The organism is Porphyrobacter sp. GA68, assembly GCF_022605525.1.
Lineage (GTDB): Bacteria > Pseudomonadota > Alphaproteobacteria > Sphingomonadales > Sphingomonadaceae > Qipengyuania_B.
This window is the reverse complement of the sequence record NZ_JAKQYJ010000002.1, coordinates 739,604-756,599: the sequence shown is the minus strand read 5'-3', so window position 1 is coordinate 756,599 and position 16,996 is coordinate 739,604. Positions and strand designations below refer to the sequence as shown.

Annotated in this window: 12 protein-coding genes and 2 tRNA genes; 6 read left to right on the top strand and 8 right to left on the bottom strand. The window is 63.7% G+C overall.

Features of this window, described 5'->3' with window-relative positions:
* Positions 1 to 22: 22 nt before the first annotated feature.
* A complete protein-coding gene (gene trxA, locus LHJ54_RS11440) occupies positions 23 to 343 on the top strand; it encodes a thioredoxin (protein ID WP_228244031.1) in 321 nt (106 codons plus the stop codon).
* Between the two features lie 54 nt (positions 344 to 397).
* On the opposite strand, the gene LHJ54_RS11435 is transcribed toward trxA, so the two are convergent.
* On the bottom strand, positions 398 to 1,204 hold the full coding sequence (locus tag LHJ54_RS11435; RefSeq protein WP_228244363.1) for an inositol monophosphatase family protein: 807 nt from the start codon (positions 1,202 to 1,204) through the stop codon (positions 398 to 400).
* A gap of 2 nt (positions 1,205 to 1,206) precedes the next feature.
* Positions 1,207 to 2,433: a bifunctional glutamate N-acetyltransferase/amino-acid acetyltransferase ArgJ gene (gene argJ / locus LHJ54_RS11430; protein WP_228244030.1), complete on the bottom strand. Its 1,227-nt coding sequence runs from the start codon at positions 2,431 to 2,433 to the stop codon at positions 1,207 to 1,209.
* A gap of 95 nt (positions 2,434 to 2,528) precedes the next feature.
* Between argJ and LHJ54_RS11425 the strand changes: the two genes are divergently transcribed.
* Positions 2,529 to 2,807 carry a hypothetical protein gene (locus LHJ54_RS11425; RefSeq protein WP_228244029.1) on the top strand — a complete coding sequence of 93 codons (279 nt, stop codon included), beginning with the start codon at positions 2,529 to 2,531 and terminating at the stop codon, positions 2,805 to 2,807.
* Between the two features lie 89 nt (positions 2,808 to 2,896).
* Positions 2,897 to 5,665 carry a preprotein translocase subunit SecA gene (secA, locus tag LHJ54_RS11420; RefSeq protein WP_228244028.1) on the top strand — a complete coding sequence of 923 codons (2,769 nt, stop codon included), beginning with the start codon at positions 2,897 to 2,899 and terminating at the stop codon, positions 5,663 to 5,665.
* A 349-nt stretch (positions 5,666 to 6,014) separates the two neighbouring features.
* On the opposite strand, the gene LHJ54_RS11415 is transcribed toward secA, so the two are convergent.
* Together LHJ54_RS11415 and LHJ54_RS11410 are read right to left on the bottom strand one after the other, a co-directional pair.
* Positions 6,015 to 6,089, bottom strand: a tRNA-Asn gene (locus LHJ54_RS11415).
* A gap of 87 nt (positions 6,090 to 6,176) precedes the next feature.
* Complete coding sequence (locus LHJ54_RS11410; protein ID WP_228244027.1) at positions 6,177 to 6,962, bottom strand: NAD kinase; 786 nt, start codon at positions 6,960 to 6,962, stop codon at positions 6,177 to 6,179.
* 169 nt (positions 6,963 to 7,131) lie between these two features.
* Between LHJ54_RS11410 and LHJ54_RS11405 the strand changes: the two genes are divergently transcribed.
* Positions 7,132 to 8,415, top strand: a complete 1,284-nt coding sequence (locus tag LHJ54_RS11405; RefSeq protein WP_241721444.1) for a GGDEF domain-containing phosphodiesterase — start codon at positions 7,132 to 7,134, stop codon at positions 8,413 to 8,415.
* Here the strand turns inward: LHJ54_RS11405 and mfd are convergent.
* Positions 8,412 to 11,918, bottom strand: coding sequence for a transcription-repair coupling factor (gene mfd, locus LHJ54_RS11400; protein ID WP_228244025.1), 3,507 nt, complete (start codon positions 11,916 to 11,918; stop codon positions 8,412 to 8,414). The genes LHJ54_RS11405 and mfd overlap by 4 nt on opposite strands.
* A gap of 61 nt (positions 11,919 to 11,979) precedes the next feature.
* The gene (locus LHJ54_RS11395) at positions 11,980 to 12,240 is read right to left on the bottom strand and encodes a succinate dehydrogenase assembly factor 2 (protein WP_228244024.1); all 261 of its coding nucleotides are present in this window, start codon (positions 12,238 to 12,240) and stop codon (positions 11,980 to 11,982) included.
* 55 nt (positions 12,241 to 12,295) lie between these two features.
* Between LHJ54_RS11395 and recG the strand changes: the two genes are divergently transcribed.
* Positions 12,296 to 14,362 carry an ATP-dependent DNA helicase RecG gene (recG, locus tag LHJ54_RS11390; RefSeq protein ID WP_228244023.1) on the top strand — a complete coding sequence of 689 codons (2,067 nt, stop codon included), beginning with the start codon at positions 12,296 to 12,298 and terminating at the stop codon, positions 14,360 to 14,362.
* An 81-nt stretch (positions 14,363 to 14,443) separates the two neighbouring features.
* Here recG and LHJ54_RS11385 read toward each other — a convergent pair whose 3' ends face one another.
* Both LHJ54_RS11385 and LHJ54_RS11380 read right to left on the bottom strand, forming a co-directional pair.
* Positions 14,444 to 15,799, bottom strand: coding sequence for an AarF/ABC1/UbiB kinase family protein (locus LHJ54_RS11385; protein WP_228244022.1), 1,356 nt, complete (start codon positions 15,797 to 15,799; stop codon positions 14,444 to 14,446).
* Positions 15,800 to 15,856: 57 nt separating this feature from the next.
* Positions 15,857 to 15,933 (bottom strand) — tRNA-Pro (locus LHJ54_RS11380).
* A gap of 111 nt (positions 15,934 to 16,044) precedes the next feature.
* Between LHJ54_RS11380 and LHJ54_RS11375 the strand changes: the two genes are divergently transcribed.
* Positions 16,045 to 16,968 carry a thymidylate synthase gene (locus LHJ54_RS11375; protein ID WP_228244021.1) on the top strand — a complete coding sequence of 308 codons (924 nt, stop codon included), beginning with the start codon at positions 16,045 to 16,047 and terminating at the stop codon, positions 16,966 to 16,968.
* Positions 16,969 to 16,996: the final 28 nt, after the last annotated feature.

Here is a 16,996-nt window from a genome sequence, read left to right as displayed (position 1 = left end):
TAACAGTTGAAGGAGAACAAGAATGCCAACCAAGGCCGTCACAGACAGCAGTTTCCAATCCGATGTTCTTGATGCGGATAAGCCGGTGCTGGTTGATTTCTGGGCCGAGTGGTGCGGCCCCTGCAAGATGATCGCTCCGGCTCTGGAAGAACTCAGTGACGAGCTTGGCGGGCGGGTCACGATCGCCAAGATGGATATCATGGACAACCCGGAAACGCCGGGACAGCTGGGCGTGCGCGGCATTCCCTATCTGGTGCTCTACAAGAACGGGCAGAAAGCCGCCGAACTGCAGGGTGCCCGGCCGAAGAGCCAGCTGAAGGCGTGGCTGGAAGAGCAGCTGTAGGCTGCCAAAGGTGCTTGGCAGAACAGCCGGCGCTTTGCTCAAAGATGCGCCGCGCTAGGCAGACAAGGCATAGCGCGCGGCCAGTTCTTCCCACAGGACCGGACTGGCCGCGCCCAGCAGGCCGGTTCGCGATCCCTCATCCACTCGGTAAGGCGACCCGTCCGGCCGGGCGGCCTTGCCGCCGGCCTCGTTGAGCCACAGCACACCGGCGGCGTGGTCCCAGGGCAGGGCGCGCTCAAAGACGGACACGTCGTTCACGCCCAGCGCCAGTCGGGGATACTGCTCTGCCGCGCAGCGCGGAATGTCGACCAGGTCGTAATGCGGCATGATGTGGCGGCGCAGCGCCTGCCGCCTGGCTTCTTCTGCGAATACCAGCGAAATGGCGGCAACCGGCGGCGTGCGCCCGCTTGGCCGCGCCACCACCCGTTCACCGTCAACGAATGCACCGCTGCCGCTGTGCGCGGCGCAGAAACGGCCGGTCAGGCAATCGTAGATCCATCCCGAGCGGGGAATGCCACCGTCGGCGAGCGCGATAATGATGCCGAACGGCGGCTTGCCGGCGGCGAAGTTGTTCGTGCCGTCCAGAGGATCGACGATCCAGCAGGAACCCGCAAGCGCCGCCAGCACGCCTGCGTCCGCATGCGCGGCCTCTTCGCCGACGATGGCGATGCCCGGATTAAGCTTCGCCAACCCTTCGGCCAGCATGGCCTCTGCTTCGGTGTCGGCCACGGTGACGACGTCGATGACACCGCTCCTGTCGGGCTTGCGGGCAATGTCCTTGGTGGCCAGTTGCTGGTAACGGGGAAGGATTGCCGCTTCACTGACCTGCCGCATCAGGGCGAGCAGTTCCCGGTCCAGCATGCTCACGAACGGTAGTCCGCGTTGATGGCGACGTAGCCATGGGTGAGATCGCACGTCCACACCGTCGCCTGCCCGTCGCCAAGGCCAAGGTCCACCGCGAGGTCGATTTCCTGTCCCTTGAGATGCGCGGCAACGGGCGCTTCGTCAAAGCCCGCGACGACCTGTCCCGCGCGCGCGACCCAGTGTCCGCCGAACGCGATGGCCAGACGATCGCGGTCCGCCGGCTCGCCCGCCTTGCCCACCGCCATCACCACCCGACCCCAGTTGGCATCCTCTCCCGCAAGCGCGGTCTTGACCAGCGGGGAATTGCCGATCGCAAGGCCAATCCGCCGCGCGCTGTCATTGTTGACCGCGCCGGTGACGCGGATGGTGACGAACTTCGTTGCTCCCTCGCCATCGCGCACCACGAGCTGCGCCAGCCGGCGACATACATCGAGCAACGCGGCGAAGAAGGCATCGGCACCGGGGCTGTCCCACCCTTCCAGCCGGACGTTGCCTGCTGCGCCGGTGGCAAACAGCAGCACGGTGTCGCTGGTCGATGTGTCGCCGTCGACAGTGATGCAGGAAAATGTCTGCGCATTTGCCGCGAGCAGCATCTCCTGCAGCAAAGCTGGGTCGACAGCGGCGTCGGTAGCGATATAGCCCAGCATGGTGGCCATGTCCGGCGCGATCATGCCGCTGCCCTTGATGATCCCGGCCACATCGACCCTGACGTCGCCCAGGATGGCTTGGGCGTTCGCGCCTTTGGCAAACGTGTCGGTGGTGCCGATCGCCTGCGCTGCTTCTTGCCAACCGCAAGGCTCCGCCGCGAAGGCTGCGGCGAGGCCAGTGCGGGCCAGATCCTGCGGAAGCGGGACGCCGATGACGCCGGTTGAAGAGACGAATACTTCGCCTGTGTCGCATCCCATTTGCGCCGCCACTGTGCGTTGAATCACTTCCACTGCCTGCCGCCCGCGGTGCCCGGTGAAAGCGTTTGAATTGCCGGCATTCACCACCAGCGCCCGCGCCCGGCCTTGGCGCACCTGCTCGCGGCCGGACTCCACCTCGAAAGAGGCGCAGGCGCTCCGGGTGAATACGCCGGCGACGCAGGTATCTGCCGCCAACGTCGCCAGCGTCAGGTCGGGCCGGTTCCAGGCCTTGTACCCGGCTCGCGCGACACGCCACTCAAGGCCAGCGATCACTGGCAGGTGCGGGAACGGAAGAGCCAGAGGAGAGGGGGCAAGGTCCATGCTCACCGCACCTAGCGGGGCCGTGGCGCGACGTAAATCGGCCGGCAGAGCAAAGCAGTCAGTGGACGATTAACCCATTCTCTCTATATAGGCGCATGATGCTCCATCGTCTGCTTGCCTGCTTTGCGCTGCTGACCGGCCTTGCGATCGCCGGTACACCTGCCCTGGCGCACCGCTCGGACATGGCTCATTCGGCCGTCGAGGGGCAGGCATGTTCCTCTATCGTAGCCGCACAAGGTGTGGCCGCTCTCGTGCTGGAACAGCAGGGCGCTGCTGGCGGAACGCCCGATGATCGTGTGCGCCCCGCCGCATCCGGACAGTCGACGACGCAGACTGATTGCGTGCTGCTAGGGATTGACCGCGCGCACGAATAGGCGCCGACGCCCGCCGCAGCTTTTTTGTTCTCCGCAGCCCGATGGCCGGGGGACGTTTCCCGTTTCTTCAGCGCCAGGAGCGCCGTTTCATGTTTCAGACCATCGCTAAATCCATCTTCGGTTCCTCCAACCAACGCTACGTCAAGTCGCTGGGCAAGATCGTCGCTCAGATCAACTCGCTGGAGCCGCAGCTCCAGGCTCTGTCGGACGAGGAGCTGTCAGCGCAGACGGACAAATTCCGTCAGCAGCTTGCCGGGGGCAAGAAGCTTGACGACATTCTTCCCGAAGCCTTCGCAACGGTGCGGGAGGCGTCCGTCCGCGTACTGGGTATGCGGCACTTCGATGTGCAGTTGATCGGCGGCATTGTCCTCCACCGCGGAGAGATCGCGGAAATGCGCACCGGCGAGGGCAAGACCCTCGTGGCGACGCTTGCCACCTATCTCAACGCCATCGAGGGCAAGGGCGTCCATGTCGTAACCGTCAACGACTACCTCGCGCGCCGCGACGCTGAATGGATGGGGCAGATTTACCGGTTCCTTGGTCTGAGCGTCGGCGTGATCGTGCCGAACCTGGACGAGCAGCAACGGCGCGAGGCGTATGGTTCCGACATAACCTACGGGACGAACAACGAGTTCGGCTTCGATTATCTGCGCGACAACATGAAGCACGACCGGAGCCAGATGGTCCACCGGCCGTTCAATCACGCGATTGTGGACGAAGTGGATTCGATCCTCATCGACGAAGCGCGCACACCGCTCATCATTTCCGGTCCGACCGAGGACAAGCAGGATCTGTATATTTCGATCGACGAGATCGTGAAGCAGGTCGACCCCTCTTTCTACGAGGCGGACGAAAAGACCAAGAATATCAGCTGGACCGAGGAAGGCACGGACGCCATCGAACGGATGCTGGATGAGGCCGGGTTGTTGCAGACGCCCAACCTGTACGATGTCGAGAACACGCAGGTCGTCCACCACCTGGACCAGGCGCTCAAGGCCAATGTCATGTTCAAGCGTGACATCGATTACATCGTCAAGGACGATAAAATCATCATCATCGACGAGTTCACCGGCCGGATGATGGAAGGTCGCCGCTGGTCCAATGGCCTCCACCAGGCGGTCGAGGCCAAGGAGGGAGTGAAGATCGAGCCGGAAAATCAGACAATGGCGTCGATCACCTTCCAGAACTATTTCCGGATGTATCCCAAGCTGTCGGGCATGACCGGCACCGCCGCCACCGAAGCCAGCGAGTTCTGGGACATCTACAAGATGAACGTGGTGGAGATACCCACCAACGTCCCGGTCCAGCGCATCGACGAGGACGACCAGTTCTACAAGGACACGCAGGACAAGTTCAAAGCTATCGCCAAGGCGATCAAGGAAAAGAACGACATCGGCCAGCCGGTGCTGGTGGGGACCGTCTCCATCGAGAAATCGGAGCTGCTCTCCAGCTTCCTCAAGAAGGAGGGGGTCGAGCACGAGGTTTTGAATGCCCGCTTCCACGAACGCGAGGCGCATATCGTGGCTCAGGCGGGCAGGCTGGGTGCTGTCACCATCGCCACCAACATGGCCGGGCGCGGCACCGACATCCAACTCGGCGGCAATGCCGAGTTCCGCATCGAGGACGAGCTGCGCACTATGCCCGACGGTCCCGACCGCGACGCAGCCGTCGAGCGGATCAAGGCAGAAGTCGCGGCAGAACGCCAGAAGGTAAAGGATGCCGGCGGACTGTTCGTGCTGGGCACCGAACGCCATGAATCGCGCCGTATCGATAACCAGCTGCGCGGTCGGTCGGGCCGGCAGGGCGATCCCGGCCTGTCGCGCTTCTACCTGTGTCTTGAAGACGATCTGCTGCGCATCTTCGGCCCTGACACCCTGTTCTCCAAGATGATGAACTCCACTCTTGAGGATGGAGAGGCCATCGGTTCCAAATGGCTCTCGAAAGCTATCGAAACGGCGCAGAAGAAAGTCGAAGGGCGCAATTACGAGGTGCGCAAGCAGGTCGTTGAATACGACAACGTGATGAACGATCAGCGCAAGGTCATCTACGAGCAGCGTTCCGAGATCATGGATGCCGAAAGCGTCTCTGAGACGGTCGTCGACATGCGGCGTGAAACCGTTGCGACCATCGTAACCGCAGCATGCCCGCCCGGGTCCTACCCGGAACAATGGGATATCGACGGGTTGAAGCAGCAGCTTGAAGAAAAGCTGGGACTCACCATGCCGGTCGATGCCTGGATGCAGGAGGACCAGGTCGAACCGGACCTGTTCGAGGAGCGGATCAACGCCGAACTCGACACCCGGATGGACGCCAAGATCGAGAAGCTCGATCCATCGCTGTGGCGCTCGATCGAAAAGTCGGTGCTGCTTCGCCGCCTCGACCACCACTGGAAGGAGCACCTCGCCACGCTGGACGCGCTGCGTCAGGTTATCTGGTTGCGAGGGTTGGCGCAAAAACAGCCCATCAACGAGTACAAGCAGGAAGCGTTCATCCTCTTTGAACGGATGATCGAGTCGATGCGCGAGGACGTCACAAGTGAACTTGCCAAGCTCGACTTCCGTCTGCCCGAGCCGCAACCGCGGATGGCTCTGCCCGATCTGCCGGCGTTTCTCACCGGCCATATCGATCCCCTGACCGGGCTGGATAACAGCGACGACGGTGATGGTTCGGAACGGCGGCCCGAACTGTTCGGCGCCCTGGCTGGCAGTCCCATGGCGGCGGCAGGCCCGGGCGGCGCCTTTGTCGAGGATCTCTACGCCGGGCAGAATGTCAGCCGCAACGCCCCGTGCCCGTGCGGATCGGGCAGCAAGTACAAGCATTGCCACGGCGCTGTGGGGCAAAAAGCGCCTGCGGCATGATCGTGGAGCGGCTCCATTCCTGGAAAAACCAGGATCGGAGCCGCTCACGCCAGGCGATCTGCCACTGAAGAGCTGGCTGACGATTTTACATGGGTTTGTCCGCGTCGGCGGACAGCGCTGTAACGTGCGCGCAGCAGCCAACGGCCGCTCAAGTTGTGCCGGGCGCTTCCGAGGGCGAATGGATTCGGCCTCCTCCGTCATGTCGAGCGGTTAGCCTGCGCTCAGAAAATGAGTAGAGGGTGAGGGTTAGGCTGTCCTTTGGACAGGCGCGTCGGAACGTGAGCGCCGAACACTTGCCGAGTGGCGCTCGTTCTGGGTGATGACTAATCTGATGAACTAAGAAGAAATATGGCTCCCCGAGTTGGATTCGAACCAACGACCAAGTGATTAACAGTCACCTACTCTACCGCTGAGCTATCGGGGAGCAGCCCTCCAAGCGGTATGGAGGAGGGCAGGCCGGCGCTATATGAAGGGCAACGGCGCTTGGCAAGGGGGCGTGTGCCCTCTGGCATTAAAACTGGAACTGTTCGGCGACGATCCGTTCATCCAGGGCGTGGCCCGGATCAAACAGCAGGTGGAGCGGGTCGCGTTCCGCTACAGCCAGGGTGACTTCGGCCACATCGCGTACCTCCTTCTGGTCGGCAACGACGGAGACCGGCCGCTTGGCCGGCTCAAGCACACGGAAAGTCACCTGACTACGGTCTGGCAGGATTGCGCCCCGCCACCGGCGAGGACGAAACGGGCTGATCGGCGTCAACGCCAGCGTTCGTGATCCCAGCGGCAGGATGGGTCCGTTGGCCGAGTAGTTATAGGCGGTCGACCCGGCTGGCGTGGCCAGCAGGACGCCGTCGCACACGAGCTCTGGGATGCGCACCTTGCCATCCACCTCTACCGCAATCTTGGCGGTCTGACGCGTCTCGCGCAGCAGCGACACTTCGTTGATGGCGCAATATGTCTCTTGCTGGCCATTGCGTGTGGTGATCTGCGTGACCAGCGGTGCGACCGCGACTGATTTCGCTTTGCCAATTCGCTGCAAGGTTTTTGCGGCATCGCGGTACCGGTTCATCAGAAAGCCGACCGTGCCCAGGTTGACGCCGTAGGCGGGAACAACCCGTCCGTGGTCGAGCATGGCGTGCAATGTCTGCAGCATCAGCCCGTCGCCGCCCAGGACCACGACGAGGTCTGCATCTTCCAGCGGGTGCCACTCGGCGAGCGCACGAAATGACGCCGCCGCCTCGGCGGCGCGGGGCGTGTCCGCCGCGACCAGCGCCAAGCGGTGATAGTCCGGCTGTGTCATTGACGGCCAATCCCCCGCTGCCGACGTGCTGCCACGCCATTCTTTCGGCGCGATTTAACTAAGCGGCAAGACCTTGTTTGGCAATAACGGCGCCGATGAGACAGGGCGGCTCCTTTTCAGGCGGGCGGACATGATCCCGGCGCCTTCCGCCGCGCAGCCAACCGGGCCCATGGGTGCTGCAGACAGCTTGACCGGACTTCTTGACGAGGTGCAGGCCAGAACGAAGCTGGGACAGTGGCAGGCGGTCGACGGGGGAAATGTTCAGGCGATGCTGATCGCTCTGGGAGAGTTCGGCGCGCTCAATACTGCCTTTGGCCGCAAGGCTGGCGATGCGATCCTGATGGAAACCGCGCGCAGGATAGCATGGTTCGCGGCAGAAGAGTTCGCGGGGCGTCCCGTGCTTCTGGCCCGCCTTGGCGGCAGCAGTTTTCTGGTCGCGGTGCAGGGGGATACCAGCCGCAAGAAATGGCAATGGCTGGCCGAGGCGCTGGCCGATCTGCTGGCAAGGCCGCATCAGGCTGGCGAGAACACGGCCAGCATCCGGTTATGGCCGCGTGTGGTGCTGGCGCGGGCGGGCTGGCAAGAGGCACCGGCGGATCTGCTAGACAAGCTGGCCGAAGGGTTGAACCGCCTGAAAGAGGCTGGTGCCGCGCGAACAGCATGGGTGGGGGGAGAGTCCGGCCTGTTCGGCGCGGTAAGGCGCCAGCTGGAAACCGACCTTCTCTCCGCCCTCGATCGAAATGAGATCAGTGTTGTTTTTCAGCCTCAGTATTCTTGCCGCGATGGACGTCTGATCGGGGCAGAGGCGTTGGCCCGGTGGAACCATCGCGAGGCCGGCCAACTGGGTGCCGCAACTCTGTTTGCCGTGGCAGAACGGATCAACTTCGGCGCTCACTTGTCGCGGCACATCATTGCTCTTGCACTGCGGGAGGCGGCCGGTTGGGCAGGCCAGATGCGCCTGTCGGTCAATGCCACTGCCGGCGACCTGGCCGCTGGCAGCTTCGGAGACGAACTGGTTCGCCTGGCCAGCGCTGCGCGTTTTCCGCTGCACCGCCTGACGGTAGAGATCACCGAGGAAAGCCTGTTGGGCGACATCGCCGAGGTTAGCGCATCACTGGCGAGGCTAAGCGCGCAAGGTGTCTGCATCGCACTTGACGATTTTGGCGCCGGCTTCTGCAACTTCCGCTACCTCAAACTTTTGCCGCTCGGTCTGCTGAAGCTGGACCGCGCCATGATCGATGGCGTTGTTGAAGATGCGCGCGATCTGGCAGTGCTGCGCGGCATCATCGCCATGGCCAAAGCGCTCAGCCTCGACGTGATGGTCGAAGGTGTGGAAAACGAGGAGCAGCGCGCGCTCGCCGCCGCCGAGGGCTGCGTGTACTACCAGGGCTTTCTGGGTTCCGGCCCGGTGGATGGGCAAACGTTCGTCAAACTGGCGGCAGCCAGCGTTTAGGCCGGCTCGCGCTGTTTCGAGGGCTGGCCCTTGGCGGCCGCCTTGCGAACAATTCCGCTCAACCCCTTGGTGAGTTGCAGCAAGCCGTTCAGGCGGGACTGGGGGTCGTTCCAGGCACGGTTGATCACCAGTTTCATGTCGGGGCGCAGCTTGGCCGTGCCTTTAAGGCGTTCGACATAGGCAAGCAGGCCGGCAGGATCGGCAAACTCGTCCTTGTGGAACGTGACCAGCGTTCCCGCCGCTCCGACGTCGATCTTGGCGATGTTCGCGACGATGGCCTGCGCCTTTATCTCCAGCAGTTTGACCAGATTGGCGGTAGCTTCGGGCAAGGGGCCAAAGCGGTCGATCATCTCCGCCGCCAACGCATCGATTTCCGCCGGATCGGCAGCATCGTTCAGCCGCCGGTAAAGCGCCATTCTGACGGTCAGATCGGGAACGTAGTCGTCGGGTATCATGATCGGCGCATCGACGGTGATCTGCGGGCTGACGCTTTCCCGCCTCGCTTCCAGCCCGGCCTCACCGGCCTTGACGGCCAGAATCGCATCCTCAAGCATCGACTGATAAAGCTCGAACCCGACTTCGCGGATGTGGCCGGACTGCTCGTCGCCCAACAGATTGCCGGCTCCGCGGATGTCTAGATCGCGGCTGGCAAGCTGAAAACCGCCGCCCAGCGAATCCAAATCCGACAGCACTTTCAAACGTTTTTCCGCCACGTCGGACAGTGCAGTGCCAGCCTCCCAGGTAAGGTAGGCGTAAGCGCGCAGCTTCGCCCGCCCGACGCGCCCGCGTAGCTGGTACAGCTGTGCCAGGCCGAACCGGTCGGCGCGGTGGATGATGATGGTGTTGGCGCTGGGGATGTCGAGACCGCTTTCCACGATGGTGGTGGAAAGCAGCACGTCGTATTTGCCTTCGTAGAAGGCGCCCATGCGGTCCTCGACCTCGTTGGCGCCCATCTGACCGTGCGCGGTGATGACCTTTACCTCCGGTACATTCTTGCCCAGCCACTCTTCGATGGGGGTCATGTCGGCGATGCGCGGCACCACGATGAAGCTTTGACCGCCCCGATGATGTTCACGCAACAGCGCCTCGCGCATGATAACGTCGTCCCACTCACTGACGTACGTACGCACCGCCAGCCGGTCGACCGGCGGGGTCTGGATGGTGGACAACTCGCGCAAACCGGTCATGGCCATCTGCAGCGTGCGTGGGATCGGTGTGGCGGTCAGCGTCAGCATGTGCACGTCTGCGCGCAGCTGCTTGAGCTTCTCCTTGTGGCTGACGCCAAACCGCTGTTCCTCGTCAACGATGACCAGACCGAGATTTTTGAAGGCGGTCGATTTGGACAGGATTGCGTGGGTGCCGATGACGATATCGATGTCGCCATTTGCCAGCCCCTCGCGCGTTTCCTTCGCCTCCTTGGCGGGAACCAGCCGGGACAAGCGCCCCACCTTGAGGGGAAAGCCGGCAAAACGTTCCGAAAAGTTGCGATAGTGCTGCCGGGCGAGCAGGGTGGTGGGCGCGATCACCGCGACCTGATGACCGTTCATCGCGGCAACGAACGCCGCCCGCAAGGCTACCTCCGTCTTGCCGAAGCCGACATCCCCGCACACAAGGCGGTCCATCGGGCGACCTTCTTCCAGGTCGCTCAGCACATCACTGATCGCGCGGTCCTGATCGTCCGTCTCTTCCCAAGGAAAGCGGTCGGTGAATTGCCCGTACGGCCCTTCCTCGACCTCCAACACCGCTGCCTTGCGCAGGGCGCGGGCGGCGGCCGTATGCATCAACTCGCCGGCGATGGCGCGAATACGTTCCTTCAGTTGCGCGCGGCGGCGTTGCCACGCCTCGCCACCCAGCTTGTCGAGCCGAACCGCTTCCTCCGTGGAGCCGTAGCGGGACAGCACCTCCAGGTTCTCCACGGGAATGTAGAGCTTGTCCCCGTTGAGGTATTCCAGCATTACGCAGTCATGCTGGGACTTGCCGACCTTGATCGGCTCCAGCCCTAGATACTTGCCGATCCCGTGGTCGGTGTGCACGACCAGATCGCCCATCTCCAACGCCGCCAGCTCCGCGAGGAAAGCGTCGGAATTCTTGCGCTTCTTGCGCCGACGCACCAGGCGGTCGCCGAGAATGTCCTGCTCGGTCAGCAGTTCCAGTTCGGCATTGGCGAACCCGGTATCAAGCGGCAGGATAAGGGCGGCAGTCTTGCCCTTGGCCGCCAGACCAAGCGCCTCTTGCCAGCTATCTGCGGCGACAGTGTCCGCGCCTGCCTCGCCTAGTATGGAGGCAAGACGCGCCCGCGAACCTTGCGAATAGGCGGCGAGCAGGGATCGCTTGCCGGATTGGCCGACTGCCTTGAGGTGGCTGGCCGCGGCCTCGTACACGTTTTCTCCCCGACCCCGCTCGGCCGAAAACTCCCGGGCGGAGGAGAAGCCGAAGTCGACGGTCTGGGTCCCTTCGGCCTGGTCGAAGATGACGGCGCGGTGCACCGGGGCGCTCTCCAACGCAGCGCTGAACTCCTGTTCCGACAGATACAGCGCGTCCGCGCCGAGCGGGCGATAGCTGCCGGCCTTTTGTCCCGTTGTCGCTGCACGGGCCTCTCGAAAATCGGCAATGTCGGACAGGCGGTCGCGTCCGGCCTGCACCGCTGCCTGGTCAATCACCACCACATCGTGCTTACCCAGGTGGTCGAACACCGTGGCGAGACGTTCCTCGAACAGTGGCAGCCAGTGTTCCATGCCCGCCAGGCGGCGACCTTCGCTCACCGCCTCGTACAGCGGATCCTGCGTCGCCACGGCTCCGAACTGTTCGCGGTAGCGGCTGCGGAAGCGCTTCACCGTGTCATCATCGAGCAGCGCCTCGCTGGCAGGCAGCAGGAGATGGCTTTCCAGCGTGCCGGTTGTCATCTGGGTAGATGGATCAAACAGCCGCAGCGATTCCAGTTCGTCACCGAAGAAGTCCAGTCGCAATCCGCTGCCGAGCCCTGACGGATAAATGTCCACGATGGATCCGCGCACCGCGTATTCGCCCGCATCGACCACTGTGTCGACCCGGCTGTAACCTTGCCGGGTCAGCAGTGCCGCCAGGCTGTCCCGGCCAATCTCTGTGCCGGGTTTGAACTCGCGCACGGCTTCGCGGATGCGGAACGGGGTGAGTACCCGCTGCAGAACGGCGTTCACCGTCGTGACCAGCAGCTGGTTTGCGGAACCCTTGTGCTGGAGGCGGTAGAGTGCAGATAATCTTTCGGCGCTGATCGTCAGCGCAGGGCTGGCGCGGTCGAACGGCAGGCAATCCCATGCCGGAAGCTCTATGATCTCAAGCTCAGGCGCGAAGTAAGCTGCCGCATCCGCTACGCTGCGCATCCCTGCCTCGTCCGGCGCGATGAACACCGCGCGTTGCTGCGCGGCGCGGGCGAGATCGGCCATGACGAGAGGCTGGCTGCCGCGGACCACGCGGGCCAGGGTCAGCGGCGCCTTGGCGGACAGAATACGGGCTATGTCGGGCATCAACGTTTCAGCGGCTCACGTGAAAAAAGGTTTCCGGCCCGGACTGTGGGACCGGATGTAATCAGATGGTGACGTAGTCGAGTTGCTGCAGCAGCTTGAGCTGAGGCCCGATGAGATGTTCCGGCGGCTCCTGCGTGCCCAGAGCCCATGCCATCGCATCAACGTCGTCAGCGTCCAGCAGCGCCTCGAACCAGGCGAGATCGTCCATTGACCAGGTGGAATGATAGCGGTCGAAGAAGCCGCCGATCATGTAATCGGCCTCGCGTGTGCCACGGTGCCAGGCGCGGAAACGCGCGCGGGCGAGGCGGGTCTGGTCAGGCATGGCGCGGCGGTACGGCACTCGCCTTGCGCGTGCAAGCCGGTATACAGGACCGCCGATGCGCCCCGCAATTCTCAATCCGCTGTTTACCGAGGTGGAGACGCTGGAGGGTGTCGGGCCCAAACTGAAAAAGCCGCTGGCGCGCCTCGGTCTGGAGCGCCTGCGGGACATGCTCTACCACCTGCCGGAACGGTTCGTGACCCGGCGTGCAGTGCGCGATCTGGACGAAGCCCGGGTGGGTGAGCACATCGTGGTCGCGCTCACGCCGACAGAGCATCGGAGCAGCGGTTCAGGCCGTGGCCCTTACCGGGTGCTGGCGGCGGACGCGGCCGGCAACATCTGCGCGCTGACCTACTTCGGCAAGGCGATGTACACCGCCAAGAAGCAGTTGCCGGTCGGTGAAAAGCGCTGGGTTGCGGGACGGCTCGACCAGTACGGGCAATCGCTGCAGATCGTGCATCCCGACCACGTGCTGGAGGCGTTCGAGGAATCTGGCAGCCGGCTCAGCGAGCCTGTTTACGCGCTTTCCGAGGGGCTGACGCAGCCGAAGGTCGCGCATCTTGTGGAGCAGGCCCTGGACCGCGCCCCCGTCTTGCCGGAATGGATCGAACCAACGCTCCTGCAGCAACGCGGCTGGCCCGCATGGCGCGACGCGCTCGGCCTTGCCCATGCAGGTGAACATTCAGCGGCGCGGGATCGGCTGGCCTATGACGAACTGCTGGCCAACTCGCTGGCGCTGTCACTGGTGCGGGCGGACCGAAAGCGCAGGAGAGGAGTGGCGCTCAAGGGTGATGGACGGTTGCGTTCGCGCCTTGATCTGCCCTTTGCGCTGACGCAGGCGCAGAAGCGGGCCATTGCAGAAATCGACGGCGACATGCGGCAGGAAGCGCCCATGCTGCGGCTGCTGCAGGGAGATGTGGGTGCAGGCAAGACGGTTGTCGCGCTGGAAGCGATGCTGATTGCGGTGGAGGCAGGCGCTCAGGCGGCGATGCTGGCGCCGACTGAACTGCTGGCCCGCCAGCATTTTGCGACATTGCGGCAGCTCGCGACGCCTACCGGCGTCACCATCGCCCTGTTCACCGGCCGCGACAAGGGACGCGCGCGAGAGTCGATCCTGATGGGGCTGCTCGATGGCTCCATCGACATCGTCGTCGGCACCCACGCCATCTTTCAGGAAGCCGTCAGCTATCGCAATCTCGGGCTTGCCGTCATTGACGAGCAGCACCGTTTCGGGGTTGCGCAGCGGCTTATGCTGGCAAGCAAGGGCCGCCGGACGCCGCATACCCTCGCCATGACCGCAACCCCCATCCCGCGCAGCCTCACCCTGGCACAATATGGCGAACTGGATGTCAGCCGACTGGATGAGTTGCCTCCGGGACGCCAGGCCATCGACACCCGCGTCGCTCCGCTCGACAGGCTCGAAGAGGTCGTGGAGGGGCTCGCCCGCCACATATCCGACGGCAAGCAGGCTTATTGGGTGTGTCCGATGGTGCGCGAGGCCGAGGATCTGCCCGAAGACATCGCTGCCGCAGAAGCGCGCTACGCCGCCCTCAAGGAGCGGTTCGGTGACGCGGTGGTGTTGGTGCACGGCCAATTGCCCGCTGACATCAAGGATGCTGCGATGGAGCGGTTTGTGTCCGGGGATGCCAAGCTGCTCGTCGCCACCACCGTTATAGAGGTTGGGGTCGATGTGCCCAACGCGAGCCTGATGGTGATCGAACAGGCGGAACGGTTCGGCCTGGCGCAGCTTCATCAGTTGCGCGGGCGGGTGGGGCGCGGAGCGGCAAAATCCGTGTGCCTTCTTCTACGCGGCGAGACATTGTCGGACACCGCGCGCGAGCGGCTGGCGCTGATGCGGCAAACCCAGGATGGTTTCCTGCTGGCCGAAGAGGATCTGCGCCTGCGCGGTGGCGGCGAACTGCTGGGCACGCGCCAGTCCGGCGATGCGCCGTTCCGGATCGCCACCATGGACCAGGTGCGCGACCTTCTTCCTGTAGCGCATGACGATGCCCGCCTGCTGATGGAGCGCGACGGCGGCCTGACAAGCTCGCGGGGCGAAGCGGCCCGAGTTTTGCTCTACCTGATGGAACGCGACTGGGGTGTGCAGCTGCTTCGGGGCGGGTGAGGCGAGGTCTCCCCTATCACCTCGCTCGCCCGACTGTCGCTTCTACTCTGCCTTGCGGCGCAGCCCGGCATCTTCGCCCATCTAACCGAAAGCGGATTGACGCTCACTTTCCCGCAACGCCCGCGTCAACACTGCGCGAACATCCACCCGAGCCTTCAGCCGGGCACCGAGCAGCGCCGTGCCGCTCACCTTTCGCTGCACGAACAGGGTCTCGACCGGCGGAAGGTGCCAGCTTTGCCGATCCTGCGCCATCGGCATCGCGAGTTCACGGATCTGCGGAACGAATGAACGATCACCAAAGTCGAGCGGGCCAGGCCGGTTCATTTCAGTTACGACGATTTCGATGATCTGGTCGAACGCTGTCCGGTGACGTTCGGCCGCGCTTTCGTTGATGAACCCTGCGGCAATCACCTCGCGGCGGACGCGTGCATTGTCACGCGCCAAACCAGCTTCGACAAGCTTGCGGTACACGCCCGCGATGTTCGCGGCGACCGGCCGCGCCGCGCCAAAGTCAAGCAGCACGATCCGACCCGTCGCGCGTTGAAAGCGGTAATTCGCGAAATTAGGGTCAGTCTGCATCAGCCCGAACACGAACAGCTCACGCGCGACCAGCTCGATCAGGTGGCTGAACACCTCATCGCGGAAAGCCTGCGGCTCACTCGCCAGCGCTTCAATTGGGTCTCCTTCGATAAATGCCATTGCAAGAACGCGCGACCGGGTGTGCTCCGCATCCAGCTTGGGCACGATGAACCGGGCGTCATCATCCAGCAGCGCGCCATACCGCTCCATCATCCGCCCTTCGCGCAGATAATCCGCCTCCTCGTGCAACTGCTCCTTGGCCGCGGCAAGCAGCGGGGCGACATCCAGCTCCTTTGGCAGGAGGCCTGAGACGTGCAGCAGGGTTGCGATGTTGTCCACATCCGAGTCGATGCTCCGCGCGATGCCCGGATATTGCACCTTTATCGCCAAGTCGCGCCCGTCCAGCGTCTGCGCCCGATGTACCTGGCCGATTGACGCCGCCGCAAGCGGGCGCGGATCGAAGCGCCTGAACCCCTTGCGCCAGTCCGCGCCCCATTCCTCTCGCAGCACGCGGTCAAGCTGCGCCGGGGGCATGAAGTTCGCCCTGTCGCGCAGCGTCGCCAGGATGTCCGCCAATTCCGGGGGCAGGAGATCGCCCGCATCGAGAGAGAGCATCTGGCCCATCTTCATCGCGGCGCCACGCAGCTGCGACAGCTGTTCGGTCAAGCGGGTGGCATTGGCCGGCGTGAGAAGCAGCTGGTTCATGCTGGGCCGCTGGCCCCGCGCCAGCTGTTGTGCCCCGCCGGTCAGGACGCTGCCGGCGACCCCTCCGGCGAGTTTACCGAAGCTGGACAGGCGGGACAGCCTACCCGCCGGAACGGCGCGGTGGCGGGCGGGACGGTCATCATCATCGGCCATGCGCAGCGATATGGCCACGCCGGTGCCCGGGGCAAGATCACGGCAAAGAAAGTGAAGTGGTCGGGGAGAGAGGATTCGAACCTCCGGCCCCTGCCTCCCGAAGACAGTGCTCTACCAGGCTGAGCTACTCCCCGACCGATGCCGCCACACCAGCATCGCTGGCTTGGTGGCGCAAGGCAGGGCGGCGCTATAGGAGGGTCAAGGCAGGGTGGCAAGGTGGCAATCCACACGCTAGGCGACCAGTGATGAACAGGCACTACGAACACCAGTACCTCGACCTGATGCGGGATGTGTGGGAACGAGGAAGCGAGCGGATGGACCGGACGGGGATCGGCACAAGGTCGGTGTTCGGAGTGACGCTGCGTTTCGACCTTGCAGGCGGCGCAATGCCGCTTGTCACCACGAAACGGGTTTACTGGAAAACAGCGACGCGGGAACTGCTATGGTTCCTCAGCGGCTCAACAAACATCCGCCCGCTGGTCCTGCAGGGCGTGAAGATCTGGAACGAGTGGCCGCACGCGCGCTATCTGCGTGAAACTGGAGAAGACATCAGCCTGGAGGAGTTCGTCGGACGCATCGGTGATGACGAGGCCTTTGCCGTCCGGTGGGGAGAGCTTGGGCCTGTCTATGGCAAGCAGTGGACCGACTGGCCCACGTGGCGCTACCGCAAGGACGGCCTGTATGAACGGGGCCATGGCATCAACCAGGTGGCCGAAGTGGTGCGTTCCTTGCGGGAAAATCCCGGCAGCCGCCGGCATATCATTGAAGGGTGGAACGTTGCGGAACTCGACCGGATGGCCCTTCCGCCATGTCATAAGACATATCAGTATCATGTTGCCGATGGGCGGCTGAACTGCGCCCTTTACCAGCGCAGCTGCGATGTGGCGCTGGGTTTGCCGTTCAACCTGTGGGCTGCGGCTTGCCTGCAGCGGATGCTGGCGCAGCAGACGGAACTGGAGCCGGGCGAGCTGGTGTGGATGGGCGGCGACGTGCATCTGTATCTGAACCATGGCGCGCTGGTTGAAGAGCAATTGTCACGCCAGCCTTCGGGCAATCCCAGGCTGGATCTGACCCGGAAACCGCCATCGATCTTCGACTACGCGATAGATGATTTCGTGGTCCGCGACTACGCGCCGCAGCCGCCGATACAGGCGCCTGTCGCCGTTTGATGGCGCCACTCTCGACAAGGCGGCGCAA

Coding starts and splice junctions, on each gene's coding strand:
- LHJ54_RS11410 (WP_228244027.1), bottom strand. CDS start 6,962: ATGACACAGCCGGACTATCACCGCTTGGCGCTGGTCGCGGCGGACACG.
- LHJ54_RS11395 (WP_228244024.1), bottom strand. CDS start 12,240: ATGCCTGACCAGACCCGCCTCGCCCGCGCGCGTTTCCGCGCCTGGCAC.
- LHJ54_RS11435 (WP_228244363.1), bottom strand. CDS start 1,204: ATGCTGGACCGGGAACTGCTCGCCCTGATGCGGCAGGTCAGTGAAGCG.
- LHJ54_RS11405 (WP_241721444.1), top strand. CDS start 7,132: ATGGGTGCTGCAGACAGCTTGACCGGACTTCTTGACGAGGTGCAGGCC.
- LHJ54_RS11375 (WP_228244021.1), top strand. CDS start 16,045: ATGAACAGGCACTACGAACACCAGTACCTCGACCTGATGCGGGATGTG.
- argJ (WP_228244030.1), bottom strand. CDS start 2,433: ATGGACCTTGCCCCCTCTCCTCTGGCTCTTCCGTTCCCGCACCTGCCA.
- mfd (WP_228244025.1), bottom strand. CDS start 11,918: ATGCCCGACATAGCCCGTATTCTGTCCGCCAAGGCGCCGCTGACCCTG.
- secA (WP_228244028.1), top strand. CDS start 2,897: ATGTTTCAGACCATCGCTAAATCCATCTTCGGTTCCTCCAACCAACGC.
- LHJ54_RS11425 (WP_228244029.1), top strand. CDS start 2,529: ATGATGCTCCATCGTCTGCTTGCCTGCTTTGCGCTGCTGACCGGCCTT.
- LHJ54_RS11385 (WP_228244022.1), bottom strand. CDS start 15,799: ATGGCCGATGATGATGACCGTCCCGCCCGCCACCGCGCCGTTCCGGCG.
- recG (WP_228244023.1), top strand. CDS start 12,296: ATGCGCCCCGCAATTCTCAATCCGCTGTTTACCGAGGTGGAGACGCTG.
- trxA (WP_228244031.1), top strand. CDS start 23: ATGCCAACCAAGGCCGTCACAGACAGCAGTTTCCAATCCGATGTTCTT.